This window comes from Acinetobacter sp. HA, assembly GCF_000264725.1.
GTDB lineage: Bacteria > Pseudomonadota > Gammaproteobacteria > Pseudomonadales > Moraxellaceae > Acinetobacter > Acinetobacter schindleri.
In genome coordinates this window covers 1-14150 of sequence record NZ_AJXD01000004.1, presented here as the reverse complement: position 1 = coordinate 14150, position 14150 = coordinate 1, and the positions used below count along the sequence as shown (strand labels likewise).

12 protein-coding genes and 2 pseudogenes are annotated in these 14150 nt (G+C 44.1%); 10 read left to right on the top strand and 4 right to left on the bottom strand.

The features are described 5' to 3' along the window. Positions 1–7 precede the first annotated feature (7 nt). Positions 8–1048: pseudogene (locus HADU_RS01015) on the bottom strand (AAA family ATPase). Between the two features lie 225 nt (positions 1049–1273). Between HADU_RS01015 and uvrC the strand changes: the two are divergent. The 3 genes from uvrC (at position 1274) to pgsA (ending at position 4679) form a co-directional block, all read left to right on the top strand. After that, complete coding sequence (gene uvrC, locus HADU_RS01010) at positions 1274–3073, top strand: excinuclease ABC subunit UvrC (protein WP_034592013.1); 1800 nt, start codon at positions 1274–1276, stop codon at positions 3071–3073. A 116-nt stretch (positions 3074–3189) separates the two neighbouring features. After that, positions 3190–3984: an acyl-CoA thioesterase gene (locus tag HADU_RS01005; RefSeq protein WP_008302474.1), complete on the top strand. Its 795-nt coding sequence runs from the start codon at positions 3190–3192 to the stop codon at positions 3982–3984. 107 nt (positions 3985–4091) lie between these two features. Continuing rightward, positions 4092–4679, top strand: a complete 588-nt coding sequence (pgsA, locus tag HADU_RS01000; RefSeq protein ID WP_008302472.1) for a CDP-diacylglycerol--glycerol-3-phosphate 3-phosphatidyltransferase — start codon at positions 4092–4094, stop codon at positions 4677–4679. A 1007-nt stretch (positions 4680–5686) separates the two neighbouring features. Here pgsA and HADU_RS00995 read toward each other — a convergent pair. After that, positions 5687–5956: an oxidative damage protection protein gene (locus HADU_RS00995; protein ID WP_005220695.1), complete on the bottom strand. Its 270-nt coding sequence runs from the start codon at positions 5954–5956 to the stop codon at positions 5687–5689. A gap of 29 nt (positions 5957–5985) precedes the next feature. Beyond that, positions 5986–7416: an argininosuccinate lyase gene (gene argH / locus HADU_RS00990; protein WP_008302470.1), complete on the bottom strand. Its 1431-nt coding sequence runs from the start codon at positions 7414–7416 to the stop codon at positions 5986–5988. Here argH and HADU_RS00985 point away from each other — a divergent pair. From HADU_RS00985 to HADU_RS00955, 7 genes are all read left to right on the top strand, one after another. After that, the gene (locus HADU_RS00985) at positions 7407–8561 is read left to right on the top strand and encodes a sensor histidine kinase (protein ID WP_008302469.1); all 1155 of its coding nucleotides are present in this window, start codon (positions 7407–7409) and stop codon (positions 8559–8561) included. The two genes, argH and HADU_RS00985, sit on opposite strands and share 10 nt — an antisense overlap. A gap of 56 nt (positions 8562–8617) precedes the next feature. Further along, complete coding sequence (locus tag HADU_RS00980; protein WP_008302468.1) at positions 8618–9358, top strand: LytR/AlgR family response regulator transcription factor; 741 nt, start codon at positions 8618–8620, stop codon at positions 9356–9358. Positions 9359–9464: 106 nt separating this feature from the next. Continuing rightward, positions 9465–10385, top strand: a complete 921-nt coding sequence (hemC, locus tag HADU_RS00975) for a hydroxymethylbilane synthase (RefSeq protein WP_008302467.1) — start codon at positions 9465–9467, stop codon at positions 10383–10385. Between the two features lie 5 nt (positions 10386–10390). Further along, positions 10391–11170 carry a uroporphyrinogen-III synthase gene (locus tag HADU_RS00970; RefSeq protein ID WP_008302466.1) on the top strand — a complete coding sequence of 260 codons (780 nt, stop codon included), beginning with the start codon at positions 10391–10393 and terminating at the stop codon, positions 11168–11170. Beyond that, positions 11167–11994, top strand: a complete 828-nt coding sequence (locus tag HADU_RS00965; RefSeq protein ID WP_005220699.1) for a hypothetical protein — start codon at positions 11167–11169, stop codon at positions 11992–11994. The genes HADU_RS00970 and HADU_RS00965 overlap by 4 nt, the downstream gene beginning before the upstream one ends. A gap of 6 nt (positions 11995–12000) precedes the next feature. Beyond that, positions 12001–13194, top strand: a complete 1194-nt coding sequence (locus HADU_RS00960) for a heme biosynthesis HemY N-terminal domain-containing protein (RefSeq protein ID WP_005220701.1) — start codon at positions 12001–12003, stop codon at positions 13192–13194. A gap of 10 nt (positions 13195–13204) precedes the next feature. Beyond that, a complete protein-coding gene (locus HADU_RS00955) occupies positions 13205–13633 on the top strand; it encodes an acyl-CoA thioesterase (protein WP_005220703.1) in 429 nt (142 codons plus the stop codon). Positions 13634–13652: 19 nt separating this feature from the next. Here the strand turns inward: HADU_RS00955 and HADU_RS00950 are convergent. Beyond that, a pseudogene (locus HADU_RS00950) lies at positions 13653–14150 on the bottom strand (IS30-like element ISAba125 family transposase); the annotation flags it as partial.

Below are 14150 nucleotides of genomic sequence, written 5' to 3'. Positions count from 1 at the left end.
ATTCAGGCTAAATCACCAAATTACCTTCAATGCAATCTAGCTTCAGCGTAGACTGTTCAGGCTGATCTAAAAAATATACCGCTAAAACTGGTTCTAGTTCAGTACGCATCTTGCGACCCAGATGACGTGCGCCGTAACGAATATCATGCCCTTGATAGAAATAGGCCTTGGCTGTATCAGTTAGGATCACAGTTCGCTTCTGATGCTGTAATCGCTAATTGAGTTTTTCCAGCTCAATCTCAACCAGTCGTGGCAGAGCATCATTTTGTACAGCCTGATAATGCAGGGTACGGTCAATCCTGTTCAAAAATTCAGGATCAAATTTACGCTGCATGACCTTTTCAATAATACGCTGTGTCGGTACTTTTTTCAGGCACAGATTCTGAACCTGCTGCGGCAAATAACTGAGCTTTTCCAGATATTGCTGGGCAGCTTGCGCGCCAACATTACTGGTCATAAAGATCATACAATTCCGAAAATCGATGGTCTTGATGCCTGCTGTGAGAGTTAAACGACCTGTATCAAGCACGTTCATTAAACCTCGAATGACTTCGGTTGAAGCCTTTTCTAATTCATCAAATAGCATAATGCCCGGACGGGTATGGCTACCTGCAATCGCAGTTTCATCGAACAGGCTATGACCTTCTTTTGAGCCGACATAACCCGGGGGCGCACCTGTTAGCGCTGCGGCATAATGTTCTTGCGCCAGCGTATTCATGTCGATACGGCAAAACGCATCTGGACGTCCATAGATAGCCTCGGCGATCAGGCGCACGGTCTCGGTTTTACCTACTCCGGTTGGGCCAAGCATCAAGGTCACAGACAGGGGACGATCCGGGCTGGAAAAATCAGCCTTGACCACATGTAGCATCTTTTCAATTTCATTCAGCGCAGCATCCTGCCCAATAATCCGTTCCCGAAGCAGGTCCATGACTGCCTTGGATTCAAAGTGAAAGCGTGGCTTGCCAATCAGGCGGTCACGTTCCGAAGCAGTATGCGTGGAGGTACCAGGCTGGACGATATGGAAACCGGAATGCTGCGTGGTCATCTTGGGGAATCTCAAAAACGAACCCGTCGAGCATAACAAAGATATCAGTTGAAATTTATAGCTTTTAGCAATCACAGTATAACGGCGAGCCTATAAATTAACCGGGATTGCATATTTATAAACTTCACTTGTGGGCAGGCTTGATGGTAATTTTGTCACCGCGCTTGAAAATCAGGCAATAAGCATCACATTATCTGCATATTGCATGTGAAAAATAGGTTGCAGGTGAACGAGAACGCGCGTCCCCATATTGAAAAAATCCTGGCGAATATGACCACACTTCCGGGGGTATACCGGATGTATGGCAAGGATGGAGAATTGCTGTATGTGGGTAAGGCAAAAAATCTGAAAAACCGTGTATCCAGTTATTTCGTCAAGACCCTTGAACATCCGAAAACCCAAGCATTGGTGGCGCGGATTTATGATATTCAGACTTTGGTGGTGCGTTCTGAAACTGAAGCATTACTGTTAGAGCAGAATCTGATCAAGCTGCATCGTCCACCGTATAACATCATGCTGCGCGATGATAAATCCTATGTCTATATCTTTGTGTCTAGTGATAAACCTTATCCACGGATTGCAGCAGGTCGAGGCAAGGGCAAACATCAACCGGGCAAGTTTTTTGGACCTTATCCAAGTGCTTACAATGCCAAGGATACCCTGATCGTTTTACAGAAACTGTTTAATGTGCGCCAGTGTGAAAACAGCTATTTTGCACAGCGTAAGCGTCCCTGCCTGCAATACCAGATCAAGCGTTGCTCAGGACCCTGTGTCGGACTGATTTCACCTGAAGACTATCAGGAAGATGTCAACAACTCGATTCGCTTCTTGCAGGGCGATACCAAGGAGCTAAACCAGCAGCTGATTGCCAAAATGGAAGCTGCTGCCGAGCAGCTCGAATTTGAAAAGGCTGTATTTTATCGGGATCGTATGGCTCTGTTACGTGATGTTCAAGCCAATCAGGCGATCTACAAGGTCAAAGGTGAAGCCGATATTCTGGCGATTGCCCATCAGGCCGGCGTGACCTGCGTACAGATCATGCATGTGCGTAATGGTAAAATGCTGGGAGGTAAAAGTTATTTCCCGGATATCCAGGGTGATGATCTCAGTCAGATGTTGAGTGATTTTATTGCCAACTTCTATTTCCAGGTTGCTGATGAAATTCCAGCAGAGTTGATCGTCAATGTAGAGGTGACTGATCGTAACGAGCTGGAACGGGCATTGGCCCAGCATTTTGATAAAAAAATCCAGATCAAGTCCAAGGTCCGCGAAACCCGTGCCGAATGGCTGGAACTGGCACAAATGAATGTACTGCAAGGGATTAAATCGAAACTGGCGAATCACTTTGAACTGAATGAGCGTTTCCATCAGCTGGAGCAGGTGGTGGGACATCCTGTGGACCGGATTGAGTGTTTTGATATCTCGCATACCATGGGGGAGGAAACGGTCGCATCCTGTGTGGTGTTTGATAGTGGCGGTGCGCGTAAGCGGGATTATCGCCAGTTCTCGATTAACGACATTACCGAAGGCGATGACTATGCTGCAATGCGTCAGGCGCTGACCCGACGTTATAAAAAGCACATGTTGCCCGACCTGTTACTGATTGATGGGGGTAAGGGACAGCTGCATATGGCAATAGAAGTCATGCAGGATCTTGGTCTGGACGCTTTTATGGTGGGTGTATCCAAAGGTGAGGGACGTAAACCAGGCTTAGAAACTTTACATTTTATTGATGGCACCAAGATTCAACTTCCCGAAGATCATAAAGCCCTGCATCTGATTCAACAGGTACGGGATGAAGCACACCGCTTTGCAATCACCAAACACCGTGCCAAACGCGACAAGAAACGAGGCTCTTCAGTTCTGGAAGTGATTCCCGGTCTGGGCCCAAAACGCCGTCGTGACCTGCTGACCCATTTCGGCGGCATTCAAGGTGTGCTGAAGGCTTCAGAGAAAGACTTGATGTTAGTACCAGGCTTAGGTGAAGTCATGGCTCGTACTATTTATAAAGTACTGCATGAATAAAAATTCAAATTAAATCATTTGCCAAAGTGCTCAGTGACGGAGAAGTCATTGAGCATTCACATCAATTCAAATTTATTGAATGATATCAGAACTAAAATGAACCACAGGGATGCACAATGACACTGGAACAGGTGTATGCAGCGATTGCTGTTGAGGAATGGGTTGATCTTCCAGCAGGATGGTTACAAGGACGGACCCTGTATGGTGGTCTGGCTGCGGCGATGATGATGCAAAAAGCGGTGCTGAGCATTAATGACGCGGCGAAACATCTTTTAAGCACCAGCGTGACTTTTGTGGGGCCGGTCCAACAACGGCCAGTCAGGTTAACTGCAGAAATTCTGCGTGAGGGTAAATCCGTCACTACGGTTGAAGTTCGCCTGTGGCAGGATGATGCAGTGCAGAGTATCTTGTTAGCCAGTTTTGGTGTAGCACGTGACTCAACTATTCAAGTACATCAGGAGCCATCTGCTCCGGATTATCCAGCTCCAGAAAGCCTGTTTAGCATTCCTCCAAACGTAGGTATGCCAGAATGTTACCAGCAGTTTGAGGTTCGTTGGGCTGAAGTGAATTTGCCATGCACGGGGAGTGATCATCCTGATTTTGGCGGATGGTGCCGTTTTGATCCGGAAAGACATGCAAACCGCAAATTTGAAGTTGCTGACCTGATGGCAATTTTTGATATCTGGCCACCCGGTGTATTGCCGATGTTTAAGCAGATTGCACCAGCCAGTAGCCTCAACTGGACGGTGACCTATGTGTATCCAGTACAACATCAGTTGAATGATTGGTTTAAATATAAAGTATTTACTGATCATGCAGCAGATGGCTACGCGACAGAACATGCCTATCTATGGGATGCTGAAAATCGCCTGATTGCGATTGCCAGACAGACAGTGACAGTGTTTGCCTAGTGACACTGCTGGCCAATTCGTATAAAGTGAAGCCTATTAACGATGGATCAAACCTCAATAAAAGTGTGCATTTTCATCGTACATGAGGGGAACAATTGGCGGTGTCTATGACTACAGGTCGTATCCTGAATATTCCAAACATCTTGACCTTGGCACGTATTGTCCTGATTCCAGTCTTTCTATTGGTGGCCTATTGGCCGCCGGCGATGGGGATTGATGAAAGCAATCCGGATATGACGCGTCATATGCTGTTGACTGCAATTTTTGTGGTTGCGGCGGTAACGGACTGGTTTGATGGCTATCTGGCGAGAACATTGAATCAGACTTCGGCTTTTGGTCGATTCCTGGATCCGGTGGCAGACAAGCTGATGGTTGCAGCTGCACTGATTGTACTGGTGCAATGGCAGCCTTCGATCTCCATGGCCTTTGCTGCAATTGTGATTATCTCGCGGGAAATTACGGTATCAGCTTTACGTGAATGGATGGCTGAACTGGGTGCGCGAACCAGTGTGGCGGTGTCTACAGTCGGCAAATACAAGACAGCCTTCCAGATGATCGCAATTACCGTATTTCTGCTTAACTGGCAGCCGCTGGATATGCTGGCTTATGCATTGCTCTATACTGCAGTCGTGCTCACGTTATGGTCGATGTTTATCTACCTGAAAGCGGCCTGGCCCTATTTGAAACAGCCTTAATCGAATATTGAATCAAGCTCCAGTCACTGGGGCTTTTTTATGGTCGATGGTAATTTTCAGGCAAAAAAATACCCAGCCTTTGGGGGAAGAACTGGGATGAAATCGGGGATATTTATCGCTATTATACAAAGATGTTGCCATCCTCTTAATTGCTATTATAGGAAATCCATTTTTTAATTCATGTACATTCTTGTAGTGTAATGTTGCATTTCTATAGTGGCATGTATCTGCCGTTTACAATCTATTATTTTGAGATGAATGAAGGGCTTAAATCTAATAAGACTCATAATTAAATTCTTTAAATTGGATAAGTAAATTCAGCATTTTAAAACTTAATTGATTAGTAAAACTTCATATTTAAAATAAATTTAATCTATAAAATAAATAATATTGACAAAAAATGATCTTAAAACTGATGCAAGCTGTTGTTCTGAGAAGTTTAGGAAAAGAGGAAGGATATGATCTATTGATTAGAAAATAGATAACTAGATGAAGGGAATTCTAGGGATTTTATTTGCTTATTTATGGTACATTTCTGCAATCAAGAGAAAGGTGGGTGAGAAAATTAAAAAATGCTTTAAGAAACCTTTTTCGGATTTTACTTGAGAGGACGGTTCCTGTCTTTAATCATGTTGAGCGTCATATAAAGAGTCTGTCTAATGATGGAGATTCTTTTTAAATTAAAGCTTACGCGCAGCATGGCTGCTTGTCTTGCGGCGTGGCGGTATAGTGCATAAAAAAGGAGTCTTCTTAGACTCCTTCTTGACATTTGAAACTACGCGCTTCGCTTGTCTTGCGTAATTTTTAGAGCAGTGCATAAAAAAGAATCCCCAAGTTGGGGATTCTTTTAGATTAAATCCTATGCACAATAAGCTGCTTGTCTTGCGGCGTGGCAGAGCAGTGCTCTTACAAAGAAAAAGAGCCTCATAAGAGACTCTTTTCTAATTAAAGCCTACGCACACCTTTGGTGTTTGTCTTGCGTAAAACTTAAAGCAACGCTTTAAGTTTTACTCAGGCTTTAGCCCTTCAGCTTTTTCCAATGATTCATCATTATTGAAAAACTTCTCACGTTGTTCTTCAAGAAACTTTTTTGCATCCGCTTCAAACACGTTTAAACGCTTTTCATTGATCAATGTAGTTTGATGCTTCAGCCATTCCTGCCAAGCCTGTTTAGATACAGTATCAAACAGTTCCTGACCCTTTGCACCTGGGAAGGGTGCAAAGTCTAAGCCTTCCATTTCTTTTTGATACTTACGGCAAAATACTTGTCGAGACATATCAATACTCCGAATTTAAGATAGCGCAATTAAGCGTAAAGTTTTTCCAGACGTGCATAGGCGCGTTCGATTGCTGCTGCGACTTGTACAGGTGCAGTACCACCAATGTGGTTACGCGCATTTACAGATGCTTCTAAAGTTAACGCTTTTTCAAATACATCTGCCTGGATCAGGTCAGAGAATTGCTGTAGCTGTTCAAGGGTGAGTTCAGACAAGTCTTTACCTTCCTGAACACCAAGTGCAACGGCTTTACCCACAATCTCATGTGCATCACGGAAAGCAACGCCATTTTTCACCAGGTAATCTGCAAGGTCAGTTGCAGTCGAGAAACCACGAAGCGCTGCCTCACGCATAATTTCGATATTTGGAACCAGTGCAGGAATCATATCTGCAAATGCCATCAATGAACCACGAACGGTATCGATCGCATCAAATAATGGTTCTTTGTCTTCCTGATTGTCTTTATTGTAGGCTAATGGCTGACCTTTCATTAGAGTCAACAAGCTCATCAAGTCGCCATACACACGGCCAGTCTTACCACGGATCAGCTCAGGCACGTCTGGGTTTTTCTTCTGTGGCATGATCGATGAACCAGTACAGAAGCGGTCCGGAATATTCACAAACTTGAACTGTGCAGATGTCCACAGAATCATTTCTTCAGACATGCGAGACAGGTGCATCATGATTAAAGATGCTGCTGCATTGAATTCGATGCCGAAGTCACGATCAGAAACAGCATCTAATGAGTTTTCAGCTACTGCTTCAAAACCTAGCAGTTCAGCTGTATAAGTACGGTCGATTGGATACGTAGTGCCTGCTAAAGCAGCAGAACCCAATGGCATACGGTTAACGCGTTTACGGCAGTCAATCAGACGCTCAGAGTCTCGGACCAGCATTTCAAACCAGGCCATCAAGTGGTGACCAAAAGTCACAGGCTGTGCCGTTTGCAGGTGAGTAAAACCTGGCATGATGGTATTGGTATTTTTCGCCGCCAAGCTCAAAATGCCTTTTTGTAATTTCTCTAATAATTTTAGGATGGCATCAATTTCATCACGGACATAAAGGCGGATGTCTGTTGCCACCTGGTCATTACGGCTACGGCCAGTATGTAATTTTTTACCTGTAATGCCGATACGCTGAGTCAGACGTGACTCAATGTTCATGTGCACATCTTCAAGGTCAATGCGCCACTCGAAATTACCTGCTTCAATATCTGCCTTAATCGCAGTCAGGCCTTCAATGATGTCATCACGTTCTTGTTCAGTCAGCACGCCCACTTTTGCAAGCATGGTTGCATGCGCAATTGAACCCGCAATATCTTGTTTATAAAAACGTTGGTCAAATTGTACAGATGCTGTAAATTCAGCAACAAAAGCATCAGTCGCTTCAGAGAAACGACCGCCCCACATACCCGAAGTCTGGGCTTGTGATGGATTTGAGGAATTAGAAGATGTGGTCATGTCGGCTCAATAAGATTAAAAGCAGTAGAACGAAAAAGAGTATAGCAAATTCAACGGCTGTTGCCGAAGTCCCATCTGCTCAATCTGTTACAGATCTGATGGGGCAGCAACAATCTTCTTATTTTTTTGGCCAGATTGGCAATTGGCGTTATCTGCTGGAACTGTTTGTTGGCGGTAATGTTTTGGCTTTGGTACTGAGTCTGGCAGAAGCCCAGTCCTGGCAAGCGCTCAATTTTATGCACTTGCTGCAATACATCCTCTATATTAACTGGGTGTTGCTATCATTTGCGGCTTGTGTAGAACTGTTTCACCAGTATTTTGATCGTATGGGGATCAAATCTGCATTGATTACCGGATTCTTGTTATTACAGGCTATCGTGCTGGTAACGACAGTTAGTTTAAACATTCTGATACATTTTGGGATAAATTTTCATCTGCATGATCTTACATCTGAAATTGCTTTTAAGCAGGTCGGAATGCACCTGAGTTTTGGAATTTTGCTCGGAACTTTCTGTTTTCGTTATCTTTACTTAAGGGAGCAATGGACACGTCAACGCCATAGCGAGTTAAATTCACGGATTCAGGCGATGCAGGCCCGGATTCAACCACATTTTTTATTTAATAGTCTAAATAGTGCTATCAGCCTGATCAGCATTGATCCCGATAAAGCGGAACATATGCTACTTAATCTTTCCCGACTGTTTCGTGCCAGCTTTCAGGAATTAAAGCTGGTCAGCTTGCAAGAAGAAATCGATTTGTGCAAACGTTATCTGGAGATTGAGCAAATCCGGCTTGGTGATCGTTTGCAGGTTGAATGGAAATTAGAAAACAAAGACTTATACTCACAAGTCCAAATTCCATTACTGACTTTACAACCCCTATTAGAAAATAGTATTTTCCATGGAGTTGAAAAAATTCTAACAAAGAGTACGATAAGCGTATTGATTGAAATCCTGCAAAATCAAATTAATATTATTATAACAAACCCATATTCACAGGATCATGCAGCATTAAAGCGGGGAAATGGTATTGCAATTGAAAATGTTCGACAGCGTTTGAAGGCCTATTATGGCCCGAGAGTAACCTTTAGAACCTATGCCGGTAAGGGAATTTTTACGACGGTTGTGCAATATCAATATAAATAACAATAAAATGCAGTTAACTTAACAACAATGACATGCCGTTAACTGAAGGAGGATAAATGGACATCCTGATCTGTGATGATGAGCCTCTTGCCATAGAGCGTTTGGCACGCCTGGTCAGCCAGCTCGGCCATACTGTGGTTGCAACCGCAACCCATGGTCAGCAAGCCCTTGATCTGGCCCATCAGCACGAGCCCGATGTCATTCTATTAGATATTCAAATGCCCGAAATGGACGGTCTGCATTGCGCACAACATCTGCGCCAGCTTGACCCAATGCCGGCAATTGTTTTTTGTACGGCCTATGACAACCATGCGCTTGATGCATTCAAGTCGAATGCAGAAGGCTACTTGCTCAAACCAGTGATGCAACAGGAGTTAGCACAGGTATTCGAGCATTTAACCAAACTTACCCAAGCTCAGATGAGCCAACTAAAACAAAAAGAAAATATGGAAGAACTCAATATCAGCCGCCATCAGATTGCGGCAAAGACTTATCGCGGGGTGGAGCTTGTCCCTGTGGAAAATATTTACTATTTCCTGGCTGATCAGAAATATGTCACGGTACGGCATAAAAATGGCAGTGTCCTGATCGATGAAACATTAAAGGACTTGGAACAGGAATTCGGTCAGAATTTTATCAGGATTCACCGCAATGCGCTGGTGTCTGTGAACTATCTGGATGGGCTGGAAGTGGTCAGTTCGGGGCAGTATCAGGTGCGTTGCCGTGAGCTGGATGAAAGACTTGCAGTAAGTCGGCGCCATTTACCATTTTTACGTGAACGCATTCATAAGCTCTGAAGCGTATGGGATCGGGTTGCAGTTGAAACTTGCATAAATTCACTTGCATTTTAAAGTGATCAGGTTAAGTTTAGACTATTGTTCTCATTCACTGTATTTGAAATTTATGAAGACCCTAAAAATTGCAACTCGACAAAGTCCTCTTGCACTATGGCAAGCGGAGCATATCCGTGCACGTCTGCAGGAACTGCATGCCGACCTTCAGGTCGAGTTGGTCACGTTTGTGACACAGGGTGATAAAATTCTTGATACCCCATTGGCAAAAATTGGTGGCAAGGGCCTGTTTGTTAAAGAACTTGAGGCTGCATTACTGGATGGTCGTGCAGACTTGGCCGTGCATTCCATGAAAGATGTACCTATGGCACTGCCTGAAGGTTTAAGTCTTGCAGTGATCTGCGAACGTGAGGATCCATTGGATGCCTTTGTGTCTAATACCTATGCCAGCTTTGACGAGTTGCCACAGGGCGCTAAAGTAGGCACATCCAGTCTGCGTCGTAAGAGTCAGATTTTAAAGGCACGTCCGGACCTTGAGATCATTGATCTGCGAGGTAACGTCGGCACACGGCTGTCGAAACTCGATGCAGGTAATTACGATGCTATTATTCTTGCCAGTGCCGGTTTAAAACGTCTGGGATTGGCAGATCGTATTCGTCATACGCTTAAGCCTGCGGTCAGTTTACCAGCTGTGGGACAGGGTGCGCTTGGTCTTGAATGTCGTGATCGTGATCAGGCCGTACTTGACCTGATCCTGCCACTCTTACATGCGGAGACTGATGCCTGTGTCCGTGCTGAACGCGCATTTAATGCCTATCTGGAAGGTGGTTGTCAGGTGCCGATTGCAGGTTATGCAACTTTACAGGATGGTAAAATTGCCATCGAAGGCCGTGTGGGTAGCGTGGATGGTGCCACTTTATTAAAAGCAGAATTACAGGGTGATGTAAATCAGGCGGAGCAGCTCGGTGTGGCTCTGGCACAGAATCTATTAGCCCAAGGTGCGGGTGATTTGCTTAAAGCACTATATTCATAAGATTCATGCTGTTTATCAATACTCGTCCTCAGGATCGTGCTGTCCGACTCACACAGCAGTTACAGGCAGCACAAATTCCTGTGGTGGAGCTACCTTTGCTGGAGCTGGTTGCACAGCCTTATTCAGCAGAATTGAATAGCTTGTATCAGCAGTTGAATCGTGCTCAAGTCATTGTGGTGGTGAGTCCGACTGCGGTGCAGATTGGCATGCAATATCTGGCGCAGGCAGGCATTGAACTGGCTACATTGGCCCATATACAGTGGATTGCTGTAGGGCGAAGCACTGAACAGGCATTGCTACAATATGGCATTCAAAGTCATGTGCCTGAGGTTGAAACCTCTGAAGGAATGCTACAATTACCGATTTTGGAGAGTCTTGAAAAAGATGCTGTTGTAGCCTTTTGGCGAGGTGAGGGCGGTCGATTATTTATGATGGACCATTTGCGTCAGCAGGGTGTTGAGGTACTAAATTTTGTACTGTATCAACGTCAGTGTCCGGTTCAGTCACAACAGACCATAGCTGCGCTTTTGCCTCGATTGCAGGACAATCGCCATTATATGGTTCTGATGAGTAGTGAAGCCAGCTGGTTAAACTGGGTGCAGCTAATGCAGCAGGACATCTCCCTGATCAGCAAGGGAATTTATTTGGTTTTAGGCCCACGTTTGGCTGCTATTTTAGGGGAATACCGTCAACATCATGCTGCAGCATTTGAGTATGTACAACTTGAGAGCCTGAGCAGCGATGTGATCGTACGGGAGATGAAGCGAGTACTGGGGAACTCATGAAGAAAATTTTAATCGTGCTGTTCATTGTGGCATTCGCCTGGATGGTCAAAATCAGTTATGACCTGTTCAGTTTGCGCCAGGCCCATACAGAACTCAGCTCCAGCTTTACTCTATTGCAGCAGCAAAATGCCAGTTTGAATGACAAGGTGGTTGCACTTAAACGCCAGGTAACTGAACAGCGCCAGGATGCACCAGCTGTATTCAACTCACAGATAGCTACTGCACCTGAATCGCATGATGCCGAACTGGTTCGTCAGCAACTCAGCCTGATTGAGTTCGCTTTGCAGCAGCAGCAATACAGCACAGCATTGGAAAAACTCAGTCAGCTGCAACTGGATTTGCCGAATTATACGCTTGCACCGGCTTTATTAGACGGTTTGGAGCGTGTACTCAGTAAAGATCAGGTAATGTTGCAACAGTTCATCAATAGTCGTCTGGTACAGCAGAATAAAATCCGGGATTTACTTAATCAAATGGATGCTGAAATTGCCAGGGAGTTAAAAGCCCAGCACAGTGCCACACCGGCAGAGTCTGGTTCCTTCTGGCGCAATCTGATTCAAATTGAAGCTGTGCAGCAGCCAAGTACGGTGTTAATGCAGCGAGGACTAGTGTTGAAAGAGGCGCAATTACGTTTATTGATGGCACAAAACGCGCTACAGCAAAGTCAGCAAATTCCTTTCCAGCAATCGCTTGGTGCCGTGGCTGAAGTCCTCAAACAATTACCGGATGCGAAAAGCCAGCAATGGGTTAAACAGCTGGAACAGATCCGCACCATACCGCTGACACCGGTTCCTCCTCTGAATGCCCGTACCTTAATGAGCTGATCGCTTATGAAACAGATTCTGCTTGCCTATTTATTTGTCAGTCTGCTCGGTATTGCGGCTTTAAGTCTACTCAGTTACGGTCACGGACCAGGGTATGTCTATCTGTACTGGCGTAACTGGCAGGTACAGACCAGTCTATGGATACTGGCAGCGCTACTGGTTACGATCAGCTTTGTCATGCATATGCTGTGGTATGCGGTTACGCGTTATCTGAATCGCGAGCAGCGCAAAAAACAGCGCGTTTTCAGTTTTCATCATTTACATCCTTATGAACAGCTGGCAGTGGTGTGGCTGCTCAATGCCTCACAGGATCAACGTGATTTTATTCAGCAGTCTTTTGTCCAGTCTGGATTATTAAAAGATATTATTCATGCACGTTTGTCTTGGGGGCAGCAAGATTTTGATGAGGCCTTGAAATCTTTAAATCAGTCCAATCCGATGGCATTTGAACTGGCTGAATTACAGCGTATTGAAGTGTACTTATCGCAACAGGACGGTCAGCAGGCATTAACCCATCTTGAATTCTTAAATCAGCATGAATTATCCCCGTGGCTGTTTAAAGTTAAATCAGCTTATGAGCAGCGATTAACCAAATTATGGGGACAATTTGCCTTGAAATTTCCCTGGTTGTATTTAAGATCAACTCAATATGGTCATTTAGAGCAAAATACTAAAACACTTTGGCTAGAACAATTATTACTGGCTTTTGAACAGGCGGATCAGGAAGATTTAAAATACTTGCAACAGCGCTATATCGACTTAAGCGAAGAAATATTTACACGTGACTATACCGTCAAAATATTGTGGCTGAAGTTGTTATTTAAAATGCCTGAAATGAGTGCCGAGCATGAAGCGCTAGCAGTGCATTTATTGGAACAGCAATTTAATCAGGACGTATTTTATTTATGGTTTCAGCAACAATTACTTCGACAAAATCCTGATTATGAAATTATTAACCAGCAAATTTCATTGTGGGAAGAAAAATATACAGCAGTGCCGGTCTTAACATTTGCCAAATGGCATGTACTGCAAGCTGCGGGTCGAGTAGAGGAAGCCCAGCAACTGCTTGCACTCTATCCAGATGATGTGCGTATGAGTTATCTGCGCATTAAATCTGCCTTGCAGGGGCAGGATGAGTTACAACAACAACTGAATCAGGTGTTTGAATCAAATGCCAATTTTATTGATACAAGAATATAGGGGATAATATATGGAATCACTTGCGCAGTATCCAGTGATTTTTGAGCAACGCGTGGCTTGGGGTGATATGGATGCCTTTGGTCATGTTAATAATGCGGTGTATTACCGTTATATTGAAAGTGCCCGACTGGCTTATCTGGATCGATTAAATATACTGGTTGGTCCATTATTAACTGTTGTGGCTACGAATCAATGTCGCTATTTAAAGCCTGTGGTTTATCCGGATCAACTTAAAATCGGTGTGCGTATTGAAGATATAGGCACTACCTCATTTCGTATGAGTTATTTATTATGGAGTGAGCAGCAGCAAAGTATAGTGGCAATTTCTGAAGCGGTTCTGGTTTGTATAAATAAAAATAGCATGCAAAAAATGCCAATTTCTGAAGATGTACAGCAAATAATAAGAAATTTAGAAAATACGGTTGAACATACAGTTTAAAATACGAGAAAAGGCGAATTCAAACATGAGGTGCGACAGTTTCAAAAGCCATATGATAATCAACAAGCTGAGCAAATTTCTCTAATGGTGTAAGCCAATCTAACGCCTTTCTAGGACGAGTATTCAGTGACATGGCAACTTGATTTAAATAATGCTGATCTGCCTGATTTAAATCAATCCCTTTAGGTAAATATTGCCTAATTAAACCATTCATATTTTCGCATGTGCCTTTTTGCCAAGGTGAATGTGGGTCACAGAAATATACATCTATGCCTAAATCTTCTTCGAGTATTTTATGTTCTGACATCTCGCGTCCACGGTCATAGGTCAACGTTTTACGCAGTTCTGCAGGTAAATATTTCAGAGCTTCAGTTAAAGCCTTGCGCACTGATTCTGCCTTTGCATCAGGTAATGTTGCCAAGATACAGAGCCGTGTATTTCGTTCAATAAGTGTTGCTATCGAACTTTTATTGTCTTTACCTTTAATTAAATCAGCTTCCCAATGACCCGGTATTTT

What these genes read in the sequence shown, in the direction of transcription:
- HADU_RS00965 (WP_005220699.1), top strand. Translation starts at nt 11,167, where the DNA reads ATGAAGAAAATTTTAATCGTGCTGTTCATTGTGGCATTCGCCTGGATG.
- HADU_RS00955 (WP_005220703.1), top strand. Translation starts at nt 13,205, where the DNA reads ATGGAATCACTTGCGCAGTATCCAGTGATTTTTGAGCAACGCGTGGCT.
- HADU_RS00980 (WP_008302468.1), top strand. Translation starts at nt 8,618, where the DNA reads ATGGACATCCTGATCTGTGATGATGAGCCTCTTGCCATAGAGCGTTTG.
- pgsA (WP_008302472.1), top strand. Translation starts at nt 4,092, where the DNA reads ATGACTACAGGTCGTATCCTGAATATTCCAAACATCTTGACCTTGGCA.
- HADU_RS00970 (WP_008302466.1), top strand. Translation starts at nt 10,391, where the DNA reads ATGCTGTTTATCAATACTCGTCCTCAGGATCGTGCTGTCCGACTCACA.
- HADU_RS01005 (WP_008302474.1), top strand. Translation starts at nt 3,190, where the DNA reads ATGACACTGGAACAGGTGTATGCAGCGATTGCTGTTGAGGAATGGGTT.
- hemC (WP_008302467.1), top strand. Translation starts at nt 9,465, where the DNA reads ATGAAGACCCTAAAAATTGCAACTCGACAAAGTCCTCTTGCACTATGG.
- HADU_RS00995 (WP_005220695.1), bottom strand. Translation starts at nt 5,956, where the DNA reads ATGTCTCGACAAGTATTTTGCCGTAAGTATCAAAAAGAAATGGAAGGC.
- argH (WP_008302470.1), bottom strand. Translation starts at nt 7,416, where the DNA reads ATGACCACATCTTCTAATTCCTCAAATCCATCACAAGCCCAGACTTCG.
- HADU_RS00985 (WP_008302469.1), top strand. Translation starts at nt 7,407, where the DNA reads ATGTGGTCATGTCGGCTCAATAAGATTAAAAGCAGTAGAACGAAAAAG.
- HADU_RS00960 (WP_005220701.1), top strand. Translation starts at nt 12,001, where the DNA reads ATGAAACAGATTCTGCTTGCCTATTTATTTGTCAGTCTGCTCGGTATT.